The organism is Blastocatellia bacterium (assembly GCA_025054955.1).
In the GTDB taxonomy this organism is placed as follows: domain Bacteria; phylum Acidobacteriota; class Blastocatellia; order HR10; family J050; genus JANWZE01.
On the sequence record JANWZE010000105.1, the window covers coordinates 1 to 20,408 of the forward strand.

A 20,408-nucleotide genomic window follows, 5' to 3' on the forward strand; every position below is an offset into this window, starting at 1 on the left:
AGTAGCCGGGCGACCAGCCGAAGCGCTGGAGTCCTATCGCGCGGCGCTCTCGTTCTATCGCGAAAATAAGTTACTGCGCGAAGAGGTCAGCGTGCTCGTTCAACTAGGCGACTTTCATCTTAACGCGGGACAAACCGATCAGGCGCTGCAATCCTATCAGCAGGCTCATACGCTGGCTCAACAACGCAACGATAGTGACCAGATGGCTGAGGTGTTGGACCGGCTGGCGTGGACATATAACGAATTGGGTGATGCGCAGCAAGCGTTGGACGTGGCTACACAGGCGCTGTTTGCTCATCGTCAGGTAGGCGATCAACTCGGTGAAGGCTACACACTGGGCATGCTGGGCGATCTGGCGCGCGAGGCGCGACAGCTTGACTCGGCGCTGGATTTCTATCAACAGGCGCTCAGTTTGGCGATGGATGTGCAGGCGCCGGCGCTGGCCTGGAAGATGCATACGCGATTGGCTTCGATTTACGATGAGCGGGGGCAGTCGGAGGCGGCTCGCTCGGCCTATGAGTCAGCAGTTCAGCTCATCGAGAGAGTGCCCATCGAAGCGACGCAAGATCCTTTCGAGCGAGCTGTGCCCTCCAGCCAAGACGCAGCGTTGCGTCACTATGCTGATTTTCTGTTGCGCTCGAATCCGAGCCCTGCCGACATTGAAAAGGCGTTTCTGCTGACCGAGCAGGCCCGCGCGCGGCGCTTCGCTGAGCTGTTTCTCGGATTGGATCATCGTGGTCTGGGCGGCGTTGATCCGCTCAAGCTCGAACGCGAGCATCGGTTGATCCAACGCCTCTATGATGTCCGGCTGGCCTTGCGCGATCCGGCGCTGACCGACGTTGAGCGCCAAACGCGACGGCAGCAGTGGGAACAAGCCCAAGCCGACTTCGATATCTTCAAGGCTGACATTCGCGTCGTGCAGCCTCGCTATGCCGAGTTGCGGTATCCAGCGGCGCCCAGCATCAAAACGATTCAGCAAGCGTTGTCTCATTCTGATACGATTTTGCTCAGCTATCTGCTGGAGCAGCGGCAGTCGCACCTCTTCGTCATGACGAGCAACTCGCTGACCGTTTATCCGCTGCCGCCGGCTGATGTCATCAACCAGAGTGTTGAATCGCATTGGCGATTGCTCACCAACCCTGATCGCGAACCGGCGGCTGAGTCAGCGCCGCTGATGGCGTCGAGTCGGCAACTTTATGATATGTTGATCCGGCCGGCCGAAGCATTGCTGAAGAACAAAAAACAACTTGTCATCATGCCCGATGGGTGGCTTTGTTATTTGCCGTTTGACGCGTTGGCGCAAGACGCTGCTGCGTCGCCAGCCGCTCAAGCCAGTCCAAAATATATGCTGGAGTCATACACAATTTCCTATGCACCGTCGGCAGACGTTTGGCAACGGCTTCGAGCGCGACGGCACAATCCATCAGCAGACCGATTATTGTTAGTCTACGGCGATATGACGTGGTCGCCCGGCGGGTTGACCGAAAAAGCGCGTGCAGAGTCGGTGCTGGTTGATCTGGAAAGCGAAGCGCGTGTCATTGCCGAGGCGCTCGGCGCTCGTTATGCTGATATTCGCTTGCGCCGTCGAGCTGAGGATGCGCCACTGGCGCGCGCTGAGCTGAATCGCTATCGGCTGATGCATTTGGCCGTTCCCTGCGTATGGGATGAGCGTGAGCCACGACAATCTCGCATGCGATTGGTATGGGCCGACGGCGAGCGGCCTGAGCCGTGGGTTTCGCTGGCGCACATCGTAGAGCAACCGATTGGCGCTGGCTTGCTGACGCTCAGTCATTGTCATCCGCAGTTTGGTCAGCAGGTCTCTGGAAGCGGCTGGTTGGGATTGAGCAGGAGCTTTTTGTATGTCGGGCCGTCGTCGCTGATTGCCAGCCTGTGGGACGCGCCTGATGCTTCAGTTGGTCTCCTGATGCAGGCGTTCTATCAACACCTACGCGCTGGACAAAGCGCCGCCGAGGCCTTGCGGTTGGCCAAACGGCAACTGGCGCAGATGCCCTCGTACCGCGATCCGAGGTATTGGGCTCGTTGGGCGCTCATCGGTGATGGTCAGACAGTGATACATGTCTCCTTGTTGGCCGAACGGGTGGTGATCGGGAGCGGCATTTTGATGGCTGTAGTGCTAGCCATGCTGGGCATCTTCCTGAGCAAGCCCCGGTCTGGGCAATCGAAATCTTCCATCTGACATTGAAACGGGACTTATGCCTCGCCTCCTGCTGTTGTTGCCAACAAAAACCTATCGCGCTACGGATTTTCTGGAGGCGGCGCTTCGCCTCAACGTGGATGTCGTCGTAGCATCGGAAGAGGCGAGCGCGTTGGAAGGCAAGCATGCGGCTGGATTGTTGACGCTCAATTTTCTTGATCCTGAGGAAGCGGCTGAGCAGGTCAGGACATTTTCCAAACAATATCCTATCAACGCCGTTGTTGGTGTAGATGATGAAACGGCGATTGTGGCCGCGCAGATTTCGGCGGCGTTGGGCCTGCCTCATAATTCAATCGAGTCGGTTGAAGCAGCGCGAAACAAACATCGGTTGCACGAGCTGCTCGATCGCGCCGGTGTCCCCTCGCCCCGCTTCACATTGTTTTCACTTGATGCGGAACCGGAGGAGATGGCCAAGCAGGTGGAGTATCCGTGCGTGTTGAAGCCGACGTTTTTAGCCGCCAGTCGTGGCGTCATTCGCGCAAACAACGAGCAGGAATTCATCACCGCTTTTCGACGTATCGAAGCCATTTTGCGTGAGCCTGAGGTGATTGCCAAAGGCGGGCCGGCAGCGCGGCAATTGCTCGTTGAGTCGTATGTCCCTGGTGTGGAGGTTGCGCTGGAAGGGTTATTGTTGCGTGGCCAGTTGCGTGTGCTGGCGTTGTTTGATAAACCTGATCCGCTCGAAGGGCCGTACTTCGAGGAGACGATTTACGTGACGCCATCGCGATTGCCCGCGCCGGTTCAGTCAGAGATCGTCGCGTGCGCCTGGCGGGCGGCCAGTGCGCTTGGGTTGCGTGAAGGGCCGATTCATGCTGAATTGCGGTGGAATGACCAAGGCCCGTGGATCATTGAAATGGCCGCGCGCTCGATTGGCGGATTGTGTTCGCGGACGCTGCGATTTGGCACGGGCCTTTCACTCGAAGATTTGATCCTGAAGCACGCGCTCGGCGTTGAGCTCGAATCGTTGGAGCGCGAGGATCGAGCCGCCGGTGTGATGATGATTCCTGTTCCACGCGCTGGCTTGTTGAAGGACGTTCGTGGCATTGAAGCGGCGCAAGAGGTTCCCCATATTGAAAACATCACGATCACCGCTCACATCGGGCAGCAGATGGTTCCGTTGCCGGAAGGCTCGCGCTATTTAGGATTCATCTTCGCGCGCGCCGACCGTCCCGAACTGGTCGAGACTGCGCTGCGCGAGGCGCACCGCCGATTGGAATTTGTGATCACATAGGGTGGTTGTCGTGGTTGTGGACGAGCATCTTTGATAGCTGCCGACAGCAAGACAAAGGATCACCGACGGAAAACCGAGCTGATCATTGCCGATCGGGCATGATGAAAGACGTGGGCGGCAATTGCGCGTTTACTCGAACAATGCCAACTGTCCATCAGACGGCTTGCGGAATGCGGCGACGGAAAGCTCCGGACTGTCACCCGCAATCCCAGCCTTTCGACAAGCTGCGCTAAACAAATTCCTAATCATGTCAGCATACGGGCCTTCACCGCGCATCCGATGACCAAACCGCGGGTCGTTCAGCCGGCCACCTTTCATCGAGCGGAGATGATTGAGCACCTTCTGCTTTCGTCGCGGGAAGTGTTGTTCAAGCCACTGTTCAAACAACGGCGCGACAGCCAGCGGCAATCGCACAATCGTATAGCCGGCGAATCGTGCGCCGGCGTTGGCGGCGGCGGCAAGAACTGATGGAATCTCATGGTCGGTCAAGCCGGGAATAATCGGCGCGACCATCACGCCCACCGGCACACCTGCCCTTGTCAACGTTTCAATTGCCGCCAGCCGTCGTTTCGGGCTGGAGGCTCGTGGCTCCATGAGCCGTGTGAGACGGGCATCGAGCGTTGTCAAGGATATGTAGACAGCGGCTGCGCGATAACGCGCTAATTCGCTCAGTAAATCTGCGTCACGCGTGACCAAATAATTTTTGGTGATGATGGCGACCGGGTTGCGAAACGCGACGAGCACTTCCAGGCAGCGCCGCGTCAGTTGCAAGTGACGCTCCACGGGTTGATAACAATCAGTGACACCGCTCATCGCAATTGGTTGCGGCTTCCAACTGGGCGCCGATAATTCGCGCCGAAGCAGTTCCGGCGCATCTTCTTTGACCATGATCTTCGATTCGAAATCGAGTCCTGCGGAGAAACCCAGATATTCGTGCGTGGGACGGGCGTAACAGTAGGAGCAGCCGTGCTCGCAACCACGATAGGGGTTAACGCTCGCTTCAAAGCCGACATCGGGACTGTCATTGTAAGCGATGATTGTTCTGCTCGTATCTTTGAAGAACTGTGTGGAAGGCGCTGGAAGGTCGTCCGGGTCAGACACATTGAGGTCCGGCTCAAACGAAAACCTATCGAACCGGTTTGGCGGATTGCCGCTGGCTCCTCGACCCAGAATAACTCCACGTTGATTATTGAGCGATGGCATAGCGTAAGCATAGGGCGGCCTAGCACGAGTTGACAACCGTTCACTGAAATTCTGGATGCTCTGGCCGCTGCGTGTCACAGGGATTCAATGAGGCAGGCGGCGAGCAATTTGAGCGATTACGCTAGGCTGATGTGGGATTGCTGGCGTGTCACAGGGATTCAATGATGCAGGCGGCCAGCAGCGGGATCATGATTTCATGGTGGCCTGTGATGGCATAACCACGTCCAACATCAGCAACCGGCCGGCGAACAACATTAGTCAGCGGGCGATAGTGCTGGAGGAAATCGAAGTTAGCTGTCGTGATGTTTTCTAGCGGTGTGCCCAAGTTCCGAACGACGGTCACGGCTTTGAGGAAGACTTCCGGCAACGTCACCGCTGAGCCGAGGTTCAGATACACGCCGCCTCCGTCCATTCCACGCACGAGCGAGCAGAAGAGTCGAAAATCATGATGGCTGGTTGCGCCAATCGCTTCGCCACGCGCGGCCGGATGCAGGTGAATGATGTCGGCGCCAATTGTTATGTGAACTGTCATAGGAGTTCGCTTTGCGTAAGCGGCGTGAAAAACCGATGCATGCTTGTAGGGCGGCTCGAGGTGGTGAAGCGCCCGTCCAATGGCTTCGCCAAGCCCGATGCCGTCGTTCGCTCCGGCGATGATCGCCTCGTTCAGAAGCCGGCCTGTCTCTTCCGCCATGCCAAACCGACCGGATGGTAACACGGCGTCCACATCTTCGGATGTCGCGCCTGCCAAGGCGATCTCAAAATCGTGAATGACACCTGCGCCCGTCATGGCCAGCGCGGTGACAACGCCGCGCTGCATCAGGTCAATCAGCACCGGCGCCAGTCCACATTTGATGACATGACCGCCAAGCCCGACAATGACCGGTTTGCTGTGCTCTCGCGCCTTCACGACCGCCTGCGCAATGGCGCGCAGGTCACGCGCCGCGAGGATGTCCGGCAGGCTGTCCAGAAACGATCTGACGGATGCGCCGGGTTGGTAAGCGCGGGCGAATTGCGCCGTCGTGACTTTGCTCGGACGCGAGGCCAGCGGATAGGTTTGAATCGGGTCAAGATCAATCGGTTGATCGTCGTAGATACTGGTCATTGAGCGCCAAGTATAGTTTCTCGGTTATTGAGCAAACAAGCGTGGCCGAGAGGTTGGCATGGTCCGATTGATCGAGTTGGTCTCCTCAATCTGGGAAGTGGCGCATCGGGCAGGCATTTTTGCGCTTTTCGAAAGGCTGACCTATTTATGAAGCTGCGTGTAGAAAAGTCTGCATGTCGCTCGTATACTCTCGGCTCTGACGATTCGTTACGAATCGCCAAGGATGAGAGGGCGCGTCGGAGAGTATGTTTATGTTAGAAACGTGGGTCAGCATCGCGATTGGGTTAGGACTGAGCGCGGCCTGCGGGTTTCGCGTGTTTGTGCCGCTGCTCGTGTTGAGTGTGGCTTCGATGCAGGGGCACGTGCCGCTGGCCGCAGGCTTCGAGTGGATTGGGACGATGCCCGCCTTGATCGCATTCGCAACAGCGACAGCTTTGGAAGTGCTTGCGTATTACATTGCCTGGTTTGATCACCTGCTGGATACAATGGCCACGCCGACGGCTGTCGTGGCCGGTGTAATTGCCAGCGCGTCGGTGTTGACCGAGCTACCGCCGTTGGTCAAGTGGGGTGTGGCGCTCATCGGGGGTGGCAGCGTCGCCGGGCTGGTTCAAGGCGCGACTGTTTTGGCTCGTGTCAAATCGGCGGCATTGACTGGAGGGATTGGCAATCCGGTGTTCGCCACACTGGAGCTCGTTGGTTCAATCACCACTGCCGTATTGGCGATTATTATTCCGTTGGTTTGCCTGTTGCTGGTCATAGGACTTTGCTTCTTCATATTTCGCGCTTCCAGACGGTTGCTATTCGGACGGCGCCATGTTACCTGAAGTCGTTCACAGGTCGAATCGTTCCCGCATGTGTGATGGGATTGGCGGGCATGCGTCGGTTGTTGGCGGGAACAGGCGATGCCGCAGGTTCACGACGCGGTCATAGAGCCAGTCTCGCCAACGTCGAGGCAGCAGTCTCGCCATTGCAGCAATACATGCCCAAACTCCGCCCAGCCGCCGCAAGATGTGGAGCACAGCCTCTGATCGCACCAACAGGGAACCACCGACCGCAAGCACAACGACGCTGTCAGGCAATCCGGCTCGTTGATGTTCCGGCACTGCTGCATGAAAACGCTCGCCGTGCAACGGCGCAAACCGGAACATCTGACCCGTGCGGTCGCGGAGCAGCACAAAGCGCACCCACCGTTGACACAGCCCACAGTGGCCATCATAGAAAATTGTTTCTGTGGTTTGGTGATCTGTTGAGTTCCTCATCTGCGTTGCTCGTTGGTAACCATAGAAGCCGCATGAGAGGTCCGTCAAGGAGGGACGAAGCGCGGTCACTTGCGCCAAGTGAGCGCGGCTTTCACAAGCGTCCCCACGACGGCGATTCGTTGACAACCGACCCTCGGCCTCGTAGGCTGTTGCGTTGAGAAATCCATCATTGAGGGCAGCGGCGATTGACGCTTTGATTAAACCAAAAGCTGCCGGTGATGCGATGACTCAATTTAAGGGGAGGTGAGACGATGCCGCAAACGCAAGGCAAATTCACGCTATTTGATCTAGCCGAGTTTAGTGAATGGTTGAATGCCGCTTCGATCAGTCGCGTGATTACCCTGATTCAGAATCATCATACATGGACGCCGGCTTACAAACACTTCAACGGAACGAATCATTTTGCGTTGCTCAGAGGCATGGAAAACGCTCATCTGGAGCGCGGTTTTGCCGAGATTGCACAGAATCTGACCACATTTCCTGATGGCACCATTGCGGTTTGTCGCTCGTTTGAAAAGATACCTGCCGGCATCAAAGGGGCGAACACCGGCGCTCTCTGCATTGAGAATCTGGGCAATTTCGACAAGAACAAAGACGCGATGACTCCAGCACACCGCGCCGCCATCATCAAGTTGAATGCGCTCCTGTGCAAGAAATTCCGCTTGCGACCGAATGCTGACACGATTGTTTATCATCACTGGTTCGATTTGAATTCAGGTGAGCGCAAAAATGGCGCCGGCGTGACGAAGTCGTGTCCGGGGACGGCCTTCTTCGGCGGCAACAAAGTCGCCCATGCGGAAGCAAATTTCTACCCGCTGATTCAGCGGGCGATCCGCTCATTGGAAGTGGAACCCATCGGGCTGGAAGAAGCGTTGTATACGGCGCGTGTCACGGCAGAAGCGCTCAACGTGCGTAGTGAGCCTACCGCCTCAAGCCCGCGAGTCAAGGTCTTGACCAAAGGCATCCTGGTGAACGTCTACGAGGAGAAAAATAAATGGTGTCGGGTTGATCCAACCCAGTCGCACTGGGTCAGCGGACGATTTCTGGAACGCGTGCTTGAGTGAGTTGGAGCCAAATAAAACCATGCGAGGTGAGGTACGACATGGAGATTCCACATCCGCACAAGCTTTTGGATTTTTCTCATCAGGTGGTTTTGGTGACGGGCGCTGGCGCCGGCATCGGCGCTGGCATTGCCCGGCGATTTGCGCAAGCTGGAGCGGCTGTTGTTGTCAACTATCGCGCGAGCGCCATCCAAGCGCGCGCAGTCGTTGATGAGATCGTTTCGGCAGGCGGCCGCGCCGTCGCCATTCAAGCTGACGTTACTCAGCAAGCTGACGTGGAGCGGCTCATCCGGCAGGCAGTCACTGCGCTGGGGCGGCTTGATGTGTTGGTCAACAATGCGGGCATCTATCCACTCTCGCCGCTTGTGCAGATGACCGAAGCGGAATGGGACGCCGTCATAAACGCGAATCTGCGGAGCGTATTCCTATGCACGCAAGCGGCAGCGCGGCAAATGATCGCCCAGGGAACCGGCGGCGTCATTGTCAACATCGCGTCAATCGAAGGAGAGAACGCCGCGCCAATGCATAGTCACTATAATGCCGCCAAAGCCGGCGTGTTGATGTATACCGAGGCCGCAGCCTATGAGCTTGGGCCGCATGGCATCCGCGTCAATGCCGTGTCGCCAGGATTGATTTGGCGCGAGGGCATCGAGCAGGCATGGCCTGATGGCGTGCAGCGTTGGAAACGCGCTGCGCCGCTGGCGCGGCTGGGGATGCCTGAAGACGTCGCCGATGCGTGTCTCTTTCTGGCCTCACCCGGCGCGCGGTGGATCACGGGCGCAAATCTGCGCGTGGATGGCGGCGTCATGACGAAGCAGATTTTTTGAGAGATCGTGTCGTCCGGGGCAACGCGGGAGAAATGATGAGAGCAGACTACAGGCGTTCCCGCCTGCACTTTATTCTCAGCGAAGGAAGCCATGAAAATCTCGCCACAGATGAACGCGGATGAACACGGATAAGTTTGATCATCCGTGTTGATCGTTCTCTATCCATAGTGATTTTCGGAGATGAAGATGTTGTTGAAAGGGAAAGTTGTTTTAGTGACGGGCGCTGGTCAAGGCATCGGACGAGGCATTGCACAAGCGGTGGCCGAAGCCGGCGCAGACTTATCGCTGGTTGACGTGCGGCTGGCGTCTGTGCAGGAAACAGCCGCGCTTGTCCAACAAACTGGTCGGCGCGCATTGCCGTTACTCGCCGATGTGACCGATGGAGAATCATGCCGTCAAGCGATTGCCAAAACGGTCGAGTTCTTTGGGCAGCTCGACGGCCTGGTCAACAACGCAGGCATCATCAAGATGGATAGCGCGCTTGACATCACAGCTCACGATTGGCATCGGCAGTTTGATGTGAACGTGCATGGCCTGTTTTCTTGTTGTCAATTGGCGGCGCGGCAAATGATCGCGCAGGGCACCGGCGGAGCCATTGTCAACGTCGCTTCCAATGCTGGCAAAGTCGGTTATCCGAATATGGCCGCTTATAACGCGACGAAGGCAGCGGTCATCAGTATCACGCGTTCGCTCGCCAACGAATGGGCGCAGTATCGAATCAATGTCAATGCCGTGTGTCCCGGCGGTGTGGATACACCGATGTTGTTCGAAGTGGCCACCTGGTTGACGAATCGGTTCGGGGGCGATCCGCATGAGTTGGTGAAAACGATGAAGCCACATCAAATGGATCGTCACGTTCAACCGATTGAGGTTGGTCGTGTCGTCGCATTTTTGCTCTCGGAACATGCCACGGTTATTCGTGGTCAGGCGATCAATTGCGATGGCGGAGACACACCGTACTGAATGGGTGAGAAAGTGAAGGAGAAGTTGTTCATGTCGTCCGGACGACGCGAGAGAAACGGTGAACAACGCCACCGGCAGGAATGCCTGTGCCACTTTTTCTGAGGAGTTCACAGATGAACATTCTTATTCTCGGCGCTGGTCGGATGGGTTTTGGCGCTGCGTATGATCTTGGGGACAGCCCTGACGTGGAAGCGGTGACCGTGGCTGACATCAATCTTGAAGCGGCGCGTGCGGTTGCTGAGCGAATCGGCGCTGGCAAAGTCACTGCCGTGCAGATTGACGTGACCGATCATCAGCGTGTCGTCCAGTTGATGCGGCGTCACGATGCGGTGATCAGTTGTGTCGTCTACCACTTCAATCTTGGATTGGCGCGCGCGGCGATTGAAGCCGGCGTTCATTTCTGCGATCTTGGCGGCAATAACGCAGTCGTTGCTTCAGAACTGGCGCTGGATGCCGAAGCGCGCGCTGCCGGGATCAATATCATTCCTGATTGTGGGCTGGCGCCGGGCATGGTCTCAGTGTTGGTGGCTCACGGCGCGGCGCGGTTTGAGCAACTCGAAGCCATCCACATTCGCGTCGGTGGGCTGCCTCAACATCCCAAGCCACCGCTTGATTACCAGATCGTTTTTTCTGTCGAAGGATTGATCAATGAATATGTCGAGCCAGCCCGCGTGATTCGTCATGGCCGAATCCTCGAAGTTGAGTCATTGACCGAACTCGAATCCTTGGAGTTTGCTCCGTTCGGACGATTGGAAGCGTTTCAAACATCGGGCGGCACTTCGACGTTGCCGGAGAGTTTTTTGGGTCGTGTTCAGGAACTCGATTACAAGACGATTCGCTATCCGGGCCATTGCGAGAAATTCAAACTGCTCGTTGATCTGGGACTGGCCAGCAACGAGGAGATCGAAATTGACGGCGTCCGTGTCAAGCCTCGTCACGTGCTGGGTCAGATGTTGCTGCGACGCTTGCCGGCGGATGAGCCTGATCTAGTGCTCGTGCGTATTGAATTTCGCGGCACATTGGCTGGCCAAGCACGCACATTGCGATATGAGATCGCCGACCGATTTGACGAAGCGACCGGCTTGAGCGCGATGATGCGCACAACAGCGTTTCCGGCATCAATCGTGGCGCAGATGATGGCGCGTGGCCAGACCACTCGTAGAGGCGCGGTCCCGCAGGAACGTTGCATTCCGCCGGCCATCTTCGTTGAGGAACTTGCCAAACGTAACATTCAAGTCAACGAGCGAGTGATATGAGGAGAACCGGAGACTGGTCAGTGAGGAGTCTAAAGCGATCTTCAATTGCCTTTGCCCTGGAAATCGCCCATGAGCTTACGCATGCCACACACAATGAAAAGAACTCACACGGAGACACGGAGAACACGGAGAGGCTCAGTTGGCCGGACTTTGTGTTCTTGGCGTCTCCGTGAGGAGATGAGTTTCAGGGGAATCGCTCACGAGTGAACCACGCCACGCACAATGAAAGGGCTCACACGGAGACACGGAGAGCGCGGAGAGGTTCATTTGGCCGCCTCTTTGTGTTCTTAGTGTCTCCGTGAGGAGATGATTTTCAGAGGAGCAAGCATGAGCTACTTTGCATTGATCTACACCGTAGTGGAGGACTACGTCACACGTCGGATGCCGTTTCGTGAGGAACATCTTCGGCTGGCACGCGCCGCCCATCAACGTGGTGAACTGCTGCTGGGCGGCGCACTAGGCGATCCTCCCGAACGGGCGCTTCTTGTGTTTTGTGTTCCGGATCAATCTGTCGTTGAAGACTTCGCGCGCCATGATCCCTATGTGTTGAATGGCGTCGTGGTTCGCTGGGAGGTTCATCCCTGGGCAGTCGTCATCGGCGGCCATGCCTCTGTGCCGTGAGCGTCAATGATCGTTTGCCTGAGTGTTTGCCAGTAGGACGCACAGGCAGTGGCCGTCTGTTTACTGTGGTTGCTTGACCGATTTATAATGGCACTTTCTAAGAAATTCACGATGCTAGCCAACTATCATGATGTCATCACTCACACCTGTTCCTGATCCTGTTGTGCGTCCCATCCATCATTTCGACGGCGCGCGTCAGCATCTGGCGCCTGCCGAGCGACTCAAAGCGGTCCGCGCGTGCGCCCAGCGATTCCGTGAAGAGATGTTGGCCGACGAGCCGGTCATTTATTATCGCTCGTTTGATCTGATTCGTGTGCCCTATCCGACGCGCTATGCGTTGCGCGATGCGTGCACCGTGCCGGTGCCATACGTTCACATTCTCAATCGCATGTTCGTCGTGCAATTCAAGAGTGACGTGGGCATCAAGACGCTGCTCATCTCGCCGTCAGATATTTACGCCAATCGCGAGACGCCGTTCTTCAAACGGATGGCGAACCGGTTCGGGCCGCTGGGTCAGCCGTTCCTCTCGCTGATTGCGCCGGAGCTGGGCACAGTCGAATCCTGCTTGGCGCAAACAGGGCTTCGCCCGGAAGATGTGGACTACATCACCTACGATCACCTTCACACGCAAGACCTGCGTCGCTGGCTCGGCACGCCGCATCAACCTGGCGTTTTTCCTCGGGCGCGACTACTGGTGACGCGGCAGGAGTGGGAGTCCGCTCAGTCGTTGCTGCCGCCACAAGCTGATTGGTATTGTCCGGATGGCACAAGCGGCATCCCGTCGGAAAGGGTGATTCTGCTTGACAATGATGTCATGCTTGGAAAAGGCGTGGCGCTCATACGCACGCCAGGCCATACCGAGGGCAATCATTCGATCGTTGTTCATACCGATGAAGGCTTGATGGTGACCAGTGAAAACGGCGTGAGCGCAGACTCCTACGCGCCGATGCACTCAAAGATTCCCGGCCTGCGACAGTACGTGCGCGATACCGGCATGGAGGTCGTACTGAACGGCAACACGCTGGAGCGCGGCCTCGATCAGTACATCTCGATGATTCAAGAGCGCGACATCGCCGGAGCGTCGCCGCGCCAGCCGGAGTTTTATAACTTCGTGCCATCATCCGAGCTGACGCCCTACTGGATGTTTCCTGGCATTGAGCCGAGCTTCACATTCGGTCCGTTGCAATTTGGCACGCCACATCTGAGTGAGCGCCCATGAAACAAGCCAGAACATTTCTGCTCACCGGCTGCGCTAGCGGCATCGGCCGGCATTTAGCCGATGTGCTCGTTGCGCGCGGCGAGAACGTATTGGCCACGGACATCAATCTGGAGGCGCTAGAAGCATACGCCGGGATGCGTGGCTGGTCGGATGCACGTGTGCTGTTACGCCAGCTTGATGTGCGCCAGGCATCAGCATGGGAAGCACTCTTCCAACAGGCGATCTCAACCTTTGGCAGCGTGGATGTGCTGATGAATATCGCCGGCTACCTCAAGCCGGGTTGGATTCACGAAACAAATTTAGAAGAAGTTCATCGGCATTTCGACGTCAATGCCAAGGGCGTGGTGTTCGGCACGCAGGTGGCCGCGCGGCACATGGTGCAGCAACAGCATGGTCATATCATCAACTTCGCCTCGATGGCCGCGTTGGTGCCCGTGCCCGGACTGGCGCTGTATAGCGCGACCAAATATGCCGTGCGAGCGTTTTCGCTCGCCTCAGCCTACGAGCTTCGCCCGTACGGCGTCTTTGTCACCGTCGTCTGTCCTGATGCCGTGCAAACGCCCATGTTTGATCTACAGAGAAATTATGACGAGGCGGTGCTCACGTTTTCGTCGCCGCGTCCGCTCGCGGTGGAGGATATAGCTCGCGTGATCCTCGATGACGTGCTACACCGCAAGCCGCTGGAGGTGACGCTGCCGCGACATCGCGGGTGGCTCTCCAAGTTTGTCAATCTGTTCCCAGCCACACAATCCATCCTGGTTCCGCTCTTTGAGCGTCGCGCTCGGACTCGTCAAGCGCGGCTCCGTCATGAAGATCGTTCAGTTGAATCGGCCTGTCCTCACAAAAAACCTTGAGCCTTGGCGTAGGAATTTGTATGTCATCTGGCTCGCCCAGTTCATCGCCATGATCGGCATGAACATGGTTGTGCCATTTCTGGCGTTTTTCGTGCGGGAGCTGGGCGTGACAACCGAAGCCGATGTCATTCGATGGAGTGGCTGGGTCTTCTCGGGGCCGTTCTTCTTTTCGTTTTTCCTCACACCGATTTGGGGTAATCTCGGCGATCGCTATGGTCGTAAGCTGATGCTTGTGCGTGCCATCGTTGGCTTGGCCATTTCGCAGGTACTGATCGGATTGTCACAAAATGTGCAGATGCTATTGCTGCTGCGCATGCTGCAAGGAGCCATCAGCGGCTTCATTCCGGCGGCGCTGGCGCTCGTTTCGGCCAATACGCCGGAGGAACGCGCCGGGTATGCGCTGGGCGTGTTACAAACAGCGACGGCCAGCGGCGCCGTCATTGGCCCTGTGATCGGCGGCCCATTGGCCGATGCCGTCGGGTATCGCTGGACGTTTTTCATCGTGGCAATACTCTGCGCGCTGGCCGGCTTGCTCGTTGTCGCGTTGGTTGAGGATGAACCGGTGAACACTCGAGAACGAGAGACGTGGTCGGCGCTTTTGAGCAATTATGGGTACGCATTCCGCTCGCGATCCATCAGGCTGGCGCTGAGTTTGATCTTGATTTGTCAGATGGCATTGCTCATGGTGCAGCCGATTTTCGCGCTCTATGTCGAGTTGTTGGAGCCGAACAAGGAATATATCGCCACCGCAGCCGGCGTGATTTTCTCAGTCGCTGGTGTGTTCATGGTGGTTTCGTCTCCATGGTGGGGCAAGCGGGCGGATGCGCAGGGGTACAGAACGAATCTCGCGTTGGCTATAACCGGCGCGGCCCTGTCATGCATAGCGCAGGGATTGGCCACCGATGCCTATCAACTCATCGTCTTTCGCGCCGTACAAGGATTTTGCATCGGTGGCACGTTGCCGATGCTGTATTCCTACGTCAGCAGACATTCGGAGCTAACCCGCCGCAGCGGCATTATGGGCATCGCGTCGAGCATGACGATCTTGGCCAACGTGGCTGGCCCGGCGGCCGGTGGTTATCTGGCTGCGCACATCGGGTTGCGGGCCAATTTCCTGATCGCCGGCGGCTGTCTATTAGCCGCTGCCTTGTTCGTCTGGCAATTTCTTACTGAGCCTGACACGACCAGATGATGAATGGATGATTGATTGAATGATGACCCATTGGGTTGAGCCTCCATGAATGGGTTGTCAGTGAATCATTGAGAAGGCGGCTCAGGTTTACTCACACGTCAACGCGGAGCACTTCAAGCGGCGGGCGGTTGTACGTGCCGCGACTATTGAGCATGCCGATCAAGATGGTCAGGCCAATGACCAACACGCAGACCGAGGCAACCGGGACAAGAGCCAGCTTCAACGGCGTCTCAAACACGAAACGAGCCAGCGCCCAACTACTGGCCAGCGACAGCAACAGGCCGGTCAACGCCGCTGCCGTGCCCAGACAGAGATATTCGACCATCATGATGTGGATAATTTGCGCTCGTGATGCCCCAAGCGTGCGCAGCAGGACGCTTTCTTGCATTCGTTGATAGCGGCTGCTGACCACAGTGCTGGCCAACACGATCAACCCGGTGATGATGCTAAAGAGCGCCATGAATTGAATGACAAAAGAGACCTTTGTCAAAACTGAATCAACGGTGTCCAGAACCAGTGTCAGGTCAATCATGGAGACATTGGGGAATTGCTTGACAACGGCTCGTTGCACAGCCGCCGAAGCTTCGCTCGATGAGGCGCGCGTAACGAAGACGTGAAACTGCGGAGCGTCTTCCAACACGCCGGCAGGGAACACGACCAGGAAATTCGGCTGTATCCGCCGCCACTGGACTTCACGGATGCTCCCAACAACCGTGCGGATTGGCACACCTTGCACGTCGAAGACCAGCTCATCGCCGACGGAGACCCGTAGCGGTCGCGCTATGCCTTCTTCTAATGAAATCGGTATCGGTTTTCCCGGATCAACCGCGCGCCCTTGCCAGCGGCCCGCCACCACTTGCTCGGTGTCAATGAGGCGCTCACGGTAAGTCACGCGGTATTCTCGCTGCAATGGCCAGTCTGATCGTGTTGGGTCTTTCAGCAGCTCGGCGACGCTTCGACCGCCGACTGACACCAGTCGCATCGTCACCACAGGAACCTGCTGAAGCAACGGCAGGTCAAATGAACGAACCAAATTCGCCACGCGCTCTTTTTGATCATTCTGAATGTCGAACAACACCAGATTGGGGTTGTTGCCGCCGCCCACGCCGGCGACCTGCGACAAGAGCGTATGCTGTGTCAGATAGAGCGTTGAGATGAGAAATGTGCCCAGTCCGAGTGCCAAGATGAGCACGACAGTCTGGTTATTGGGCCGATACAAATTTGCTAAGCCCTGACGCCAAACATAGGTCCAGCCGGTCGGAAAATAGGCTCTTACCAACTTCATCAATAGGGCGCCCACGCCTGCCAGCACACCGAACGCCACACCAAGGCCGGCTGCAAATCCGATTCCCACTGTCCAGCGTCCGGTTTGCGCGACGGCGAACCCGCTAACGGCCAGAGCAATCAGCGCGTAGATCACCCATCGCAGCCGGTCATTCGTCGCCGAGTGCGTTTCTTCGTAAGACACGCGCAGCGTCCGTAGCGGCGAAATCCGGCGCACCGACAACAACGGCAAAAGCACGAACAGAAGTGTGATGCCAAGACCTGTCGCCATACCTTCGGCAATCGCGCGCCAACAGATCGTCACCGGCACACTCACCGGCAAAAAATCGCTGAACACGCGCGGCAACACGCGCTGAACGCCGGTTCCCAATAGCGCGCCTGCCGTGGCGCCTATGAGCCCCATCAGCGTAGCCTGGATGACATAGATGGTCACCGTTTGTTTCGTCTTTGCACCGATGCACCGCAAGATAGCCACTGTGGCGATTTTTTGTTTAATGTAGACGTGAATGGCGCTGGCGACGCCGATGCTGCCAAGCAGTAGCGCAATGAATCCAACCAGATTCAGGAACCCATACACATTCTCCATCGCACGTCCCAGAGCCATCTGGCGTTGCTGAGCTGTTTCGCTGCTTAGCCGGTATGCGGTGAGCTGCGGTTGCGCGCGAGCGACTACCTGCTCGACGTTAGTGTTCTGGTCGAATTTGAAGTAGGCTCGGTAGCTGGCCAGGCTGCCGCGTTGTAGGAGTTTGGTTTGATTCAGATAAGCCATCGGGATGTAGACACGCGGGCCGGTCAAATCGAGCGAGACCTCGCCCGGCACTTTCAAGAGCCGTCCAGCAATCCGATAAGTAAACGCGCCGATTTTGATCTCATCGCCGAGCTGCGCGTCCAGTTGCAGCATCAATCCGTCTTCGACGAGCGCCTGCGGCCCATCTTGAAACGAATGCGCGGCTGAAGGCGGCGCAGTCTGCAACTGACCATAAAAAGGGAATCGTCCTTCCAGTGCTCTGACCTGGACGAGTCGTGTGCGACCATTCTTAGGGAGTGAGACCATTGACGCGAAGCTCGTTTCGCGCGATTGTTCTCCGCCCAGCGAGCGAAGCCAAGCATCCACGTCCGGCGTGAGCGGCTGGCGACTGGTGATGAGCAGGTCGGCGCCCAGCAGCGCCTTGGCCTGCTCATTGATGGCCTGCTCCAGATTTTGGCCAAATGACGCGATGGCAACCAGCGCCGCCACACCAAGCGCGATGGACAAGACGAAGAGCACCAGCCGTCGCCGATGAGAACGGCTCTCTCGCCAGGCCATCTTCCAAGGCCAGCTACTGATGAGCGAGCGCATCAAGCACATGAGTTGTCTCCTGTGTCGGTTCATCTGAAACGATCGCGCCGCTTTTCAAACGAATGATGCGTTGCGTTCGCTGAGCGAGTTCGATGTTATGTGTCACCAGGATCAACGTCGTGCCGGCGGCTTCATTCAATTCAAACAAGAGCTGCGCGACGCGCTCGCTGGTTTCGCCATCCAGATTGCCCGTCGGTTCGTCAGCGAACAAGATCGTAGGATTGTTGATGAATGCGCGAGCGAGGGCCACACGCTGTTGTTCGCCGCCGGACAGTTGCGCCGGATAGTGATGAAGCCGGTCTTCCAATCCAACGCGAGCTAGCAATTCGACGGCTCGTGACCTGACCTGATTCTCACCGCGCAGTTCCATTGGCACCATCACGTTTTCCAGCGCGGTCAGCGTGGGGATCAATTGGAACGTTTGAAAGACGAAGCCAACGAATTGATTTCGCACCTCGGCGCGTTTGTCTTCGTCGAGCTCGCTCAGGCGAATTCCATTAAGGATGACAGAACCGGAACTCGGCTCATCAAGGCCGGCGCACAGGCCAAGCAATGTCGTCTTGCCGCTTCCCGATGGACCCACAATGGCGCAGGTTGAGCCGTTCGGGATAGAGAAAGTAACATCGTTCAGAACGACCAATGTTCGATCTCCGCTTCGGTACGTTTTGGTCAGATGTTCAACAGTCAAAATAGGTGTGGTGTTCATAAGGTCGAGTTAAGAGCGACAACGACGTTGCCGGCATGGTCGCTGATAGGCTATGCATGGGACGTTTTGACATAGTTCAAACTAGAAACTAGATTATAGGCCATGCCACAGAAGGTGAAAACAAGAGCGATGGTTTTGCTCTCGCTGCTGCTGATGGTTGCCTGTGCATCGAGCCAAGGGCCGCCCACATCATCATCGAGTCCGCCGGAACTGACAACTGATGAGCCGGAGCCGAAGACGGTTGTAATTCTGGGCAACAGCCTCACCGCTGGGTTCGGCATCAGCCGCGAGCAAGCATTTCCGGCGTTGATCCAAGATGAGATTGATAAGCTTGGGTGGAACATTGAGGTCGTGGATGCCGGCGTCAGCGGCGACACTACAGCCAGCGGACTGCGTCGGCTGGATTGGCTGCTCAAGCGCAAGATTGATGTGCTGGTGATCGAATTAGGAGCGAACGACGGATTGCGTGGCGTTCCAATCAGTGAGACCAAACGCAATATCCAAGCGATCATTGATAAGACAAGACGCGCGTATCCCGACGTGAAGATCGTCATTGCCGGCATGAAGCTGCCGCCCAATATGGGGCAAGAATACGTATCAGCTTTCGAACAGATTTTTCCTGAGCTGGCTCGATCTAACAACGCCGCGTTGATTCCATTTCTGCTGGAAGGCGTCGCGGCTGATCCGAAATTAAACCTGATTGATCGCATTCATCCGACTGCTGAAGGTCATAAAATTGTGGCGCGGAATGTGTGGACGGTGCTCAAGCCTGTACTGGAGTCTATTCAATGAAGATCGTAGCCAGAATCGTGTAGGCTGTGCTCAAACCTGTATTGGAGCCTGTTAAGCGCAATTTGCTTTCGCGGCTGGCTCATTCGATTTGATCTTGCCTCGTGCGGATGTACTCGAGGCGCTCGCGGTGTCTTTTCGGGCAGGTCAACATCTGATGACGGATTGAGGTCGAAGCGCTGGAGTGAGAAGCCGCTCGTCAGCTCAGCATGGGAAGGTGATATTCCGTGATAAACAGACGGGAAGAGAAAACACGAGCACCAAGAAACAGAACACTCACCTCTTCAAGGCGCCAACGATTGGAGATGACGCCCATCCAGACGTTACACGGCTAGTTCCCCTCTGGCGCGCGGCTGCCGCTGTTGCTTGAGGCTCGCTCGGTTCAAAACACCACACTTCAACGGGCGCCACAAAGGGACTCTCTCTTACAAAGAACAAGCTCTTTTTGCGCCGCAGTTGGCGTAAGCCCACGACATATCCGGACGACGCGAGAGAGTTTCTTTTTGACTGTTCGTGGCATGCTGTTGCGCATGAGCGATTCTGCTCCGCTTCTTTGATCCATCGTCAGCACAAAGCTAGTGCCAGGCTGCTCGTGGCCTTTCAGGGAGATTGCCAGATGATCCTCTTTTTGAGGCATCAACGGCGAAACGGTGCCAAAGCTATTGACTTGACTTTGCTTTTTTGGTTTAGATACACTCCCACGAGACTTTTAGAGAGAACAATGTCAGATGATGGTGTGGGGCGCGAACCCCTGGAGAGAGGACCCGATGGCGAGCCGGTTGATTCCGCATAAGCTGGCTGTGTCTGCGGGTGACTCCAGGCTACCTGCAACCAATGAAGACTCGTCGGCGAACGCGCTGAACCCCAAGCTCCTGGGTCGAGTACATCAAACGATCTGGGCGCAATGCGACAGCCGTCGGAGCAAACAGGTTTGTCTCATGTGCATCGGGCGCTTCATCTTTTTCCACGGCGTTAATCATCGGGTAAAGATGCAAGCTGTGCGACAGCTCGGGATCGCTAAGCTGGCGAACCCGCACACGCTCAGGCAGTCGTTTGCTACAAACTTGTTTGGAGGAGGTGTACGATATTCGTGCTTTCCAGAAACTCTTGCTATCCAGGCACTCCTTGGACTTAAAGGGCTCAACACGATGATGGCTTACACCTATGCGTATGAATCAGGGTGGTCGTGGCGTGCGCCGTTTAGCCAGCCTCCTCTGACAGGCAACTGGAGGGCATGAAGCAGAAGAGGTGATCGGGCTAATTCCACAGAGTGACTTAATTCGTGGT

General features: G+C 56.7%; 17 protein-coding genes. 12 read left to right on the forward strand and 5 right to left on the reverse strand.

Annotated elements, in window-relative coordinates:
- Positions 1-2,197 (forward strand): CHAT domain-containing protein (locus NZ823_13425; GenBank protein MCS6806125.1); only part of this gene is annotated, 2,197 nt, incomplete at its 5' end.
- 16 nt (positions 2,198-2,213) lie between these two features.
- Positions 2,214-3,446, forward strand: coding sequence for an ATP-grasp domain-containing protein (locus NZ823_13430; protein MCS6806126.1), 1,233 nt, complete (start codon positions 2,214-2,216; stop codon positions 3,444-3,446).
- A 129-nt stretch (positions 3,447-3,575) separates the two neighbouring features.
- On the opposite strand, the gene NZ823_13435 is transcribed toward NZ823_13430, so the two are convergent.
- Both NZ823_13435 and NZ823_13440 read right to left on the reverse strand, forming a co-directional pair.
- Positions 3,576-4,649, reverse strand: coding sequence for a PA0069 family radical SAM protein (locus NZ823_13435; protein ID MCS6806127.1), 1,074 nt, complete (start codon positions 4,647-4,649; stop codon positions 3,576-3,578).
- 148 nt (positions 4,650-4,797) lie between these two features.
- Positions 4,798-5,751, reverse strand: a complete 954-nt coding sequence (locus NZ823_13440) for a deoxyhypusine synthase family protein (GenBank protein ID MCS6806128.1) — start codon at positions 5,749-5,751, stop codon at positions 4,798-4,800.
- Positions 5,752-6,002: 251 nt separating this feature from the next.
- Between NZ823_13440 and NZ823_13445 the strand changes: the two genes are divergently transcribed.
- Positions 6,003-6,575, forward strand: a complete 573-nt coding sequence (locus NZ823_13445; GenBank protein MCS6806129.1) for a DUF4126 domain-containing protein — start codon at positions 6,003-6,005, stop codon at positions 6,573-6,575.
- Between the two features lie 6 nt (positions 6,576-6,581).
- Here NZ823_13445 and NZ823_13450 read toward each other — a convergent pair whose 3' ends face one another.
- A complete protein-coding gene (locus NZ823_13450) occupies positions 6,582-7,010 on the reverse strand; it encodes a DUF393 domain-containing protein (protein MCS6806130.1) in 429 nt (142 codons plus the stop codon).
- 251 nt (positions 7,011-7,261) lie between these two features.
- Here NZ823_13450 and NZ823_13455 point away from each other — a divergent pair, with 251 nt between their 5' ends.
- The 8 genes from NZ823_13455 (at position 7,262) to NZ823_13490 (ending at position 15,003) form a co-directional block, all read left to right on the forward strand.
- The gene (locus NZ823_13455; GenBank protein MCS6806131.1) at positions 7,262-8,074 is read left to right on the forward strand and encodes an amidase; all 813 of its coding nucleotides are present in this window, start codon (positions 7,262-7,264) and stop codon (positions 8,072-8,074) included.
- A gap of 38 nt (positions 8,075-8,112) precedes the next feature.
- Positions 8,113-8,898 (forward strand): glucose 1-dehydrogenase, encoded by a 786-nt coding sequence (locus NZ823_13460; GenBank protein ID MCS6806132.1) that lies wholly within the window; start codon positions 8,113-8,115, stop codon positions 8,896-8,898.
- A gap of 186 nt (positions 8,899-9,084) precedes the next feature.
- Entirely contained in the window at positions 9,085-9,861 is a 777-nt protein-coding gene (locus NZ823_13465) for an SDR family oxidoreductase (GenBank protein MCS6806133.1), read from the forward strand.
- Positions 9,862-9,974: 113 nt separating this feature from the next.
- Entirely contained in the window at positions 9,975-11,117 is a 1,143-nt protein-coding gene (locus NZ823_13470; GenBank protein ID MCS6806134.1) for a saccharopine dehydrogenase NADP-binding domain-containing protein, read from the forward strand.
- Between the two features lie 327 nt (positions 11,118-11,444).
- The gene (locus tag NZ823_13475; GenBank protein ID MCS6806135.1) at positions 11,445-11,738 is read left to right on the forward strand and encodes a YciI-like protein; all 294 of its coding nucleotides are present in this window, start codon (positions 11,445-11,447) and stop codon (positions 11,736-11,738) included.
- Between the two features lie 127 nt (positions 11,739-11,865).
- Positions 11,866-12,957 carry a hypothetical protein gene (locus tag NZ823_13480; protein MCS6806136.1) on the forward strand — a complete coding sequence of 364 codons (1,092 nt, stop codon included), beginning with the start codon at positions 11,866-11,868 and terminating at the stop codon, positions 12,955-12,957.
- The gene (locus NZ823_13485) at positions 12,954-13,811 is read left to right on the forward strand and encodes an SDR family oxidoreductase (GenBank protein ID MCS6806137.1); all 858 of its coding nucleotides are present in this window, start codon (positions 12,954-12,956) and stop codon (positions 13,809-13,811) included. The genes NZ823_13480 and NZ823_13485 overlap by 4 nt, the downstream gene beginning before the upstream one ends.
- On the forward strand, positions 13,765-15,003 hold the full coding sequence (locus NZ823_13490; GenBank protein MCS6806138.1) for an MFS transporter: 1,239 nt from the start codon (positions 13,765-13,767) through the stop codon (positions 15,001-15,003). Before NZ823_13485 ends, NZ823_13490 begins: the two co-directional genes overlap by 47 nt.
- Before the next feature lie 91 nt (positions 15,004-15,094).
- On the opposite strand, the gene NZ823_13495 is transcribed toward NZ823_13490, so the two are convergent.
- Positions 15,095-17,635 carry an ABC transporter permease gene (locus NZ823_13495; protein MCS6806139.1) on the reverse strand — a complete coding sequence of 847 codons (2,541 nt, stop codon included), beginning with the start codon at positions 17,633-17,635 and terminating at the stop codon, positions 15,095-15,097.
- A complete protein-coding gene (locus tag NZ823_13500) occupies positions 17,607-18,332 on the reverse strand; it encodes an ABC transporter ATP-binding protein (GenBank protein ID MCS6806140.1) in 726 nt (241 codons plus the stop codon). The genes NZ823_13495 and NZ823_13500 overlap by 29 nt, the downstream gene beginning before the upstream one ends.
- Before the next feature lie 102 nt (positions 18,333-18,434).
- On the opposite strand from NZ823_13500, the gene NZ823_13505 reads away from it, so the two are divergent.
- Positions 18,435-19,124, forward strand: coding sequence for an arylesterase (locus NZ823_13505; GenBank protein ID MCS6806141.1), 690 nt, complete (start codon positions 18,435-18,437; stop codon positions 19,122-19,124).
- Positions 19,125-20,408 lie beyond the last annotated feature (1,284 nt).

Bases quoted from the DNA above. Each gene is read 5' to 3' on its own strand.
- NZ823_13430 (MCS6806126.1), top strand. From the start codon at position 2,214: ATGCCTCGCCTCCTGCTGTTGTTGCCAACAAAAACCTATCGCGCTACG.
- NZ823_13435 (MCS6806127.1), bottom strand. From the start codon at position 4,649: ATGCCATCGCTCAATAATCAACGTGGAGTTATTCTGGGTCGAGGAGCC.
- NZ823_13440 (MCS6806128.1), bottom strand. From the start codon at position 5,751: ATGACCAGTATCTACGACGATCAACCGATTGATCTTGACCCGATTCAA.
- NZ823_13445 (MCS6806129.1), top strand. From the start codon at position 6,003: ATGTTAGAAACGTGGGTCAGCATCGCGATTGGGTTAGGACTGAGCGCG.
- NZ823_13450 (MCS6806130.1), bottom strand. From the start codon at position 7,010: ATGAGGAACTCAACAGATCACCAAACCACAGAAACAATTTTCTATGAT.
- NZ823_13455 (MCS6806131.1), top strand. From the start codon at position 7,262: ATGCCGCAAACGCAAGGCAAATTCACGCTATTTGATCTAGCCGAGTTT.
- NZ823_13460 (MCS6806132.1), top strand. From the start codon at position 8,113: ATGGAGATTCCACATCCGCACAAGCTTTTGGATTTTTCTCATCAGGTG.
- NZ823_13465 (MCS6806133.1), top strand. From the start codon at position 9,085: ATGTTGTTGAAAGGGAAAGTTGTTTTAGTGACGGGCGCTGGTCAAGGC.
- NZ823_13470 (MCS6806134.1), top strand. From the start codon at position 9,975: ATGAACATTCTTATTCTCGGCGCTGGTCGGATGGGTTTTGGCGCTGCG.
- NZ823_13475 (MCS6806135.1), top strand. From the start codon at position 11,445: ATGAGCTACTTTGCATTGATCTACACCGTAGTGGAGGACTACGTCACA.
- NZ823_13480 (MCS6806136.1), top strand. From the start codon at position 11,866: ATGATGTCATCACTCACACCTGTTCCTGATCCTGTTGTGCGTCCCATC.
- NZ823_13485 (MCS6806137.1), top strand. From the start codon at position 12,954: ATGAAACAAGCCAGAACATTTCTGCTCACCGGCTGCGCTAGCGGCATC.
- NZ823_13490 (MCS6806138.1), top strand. From the start codon at position 13,765: ATGAAGATCGTTCAGTTGAATCGGCCTGTCCTCACAAAAAACCTTGAG.
- NZ823_13495 (MCS6806139.1), bottom strand. From the start codon at position 17,635: ATGTGCTTGATGCGCTCGCTCATCAGTAGCTGGCCTTGGAAGATGGCC.
- NZ823_13500 (MCS6806140.1), bottom strand. From the start codon at position 18,332: ATGAACACCACACCTATTTTGACTGTTGAACATCTGACCAAAACGTAC.
- NZ823_13505 (MCS6806141.1), top strand. From the start codon at position 18,435: ATGCCACAGAAGGTGAAAACAAGAGCGATGGTTTTGCTCTCGCTGCTG.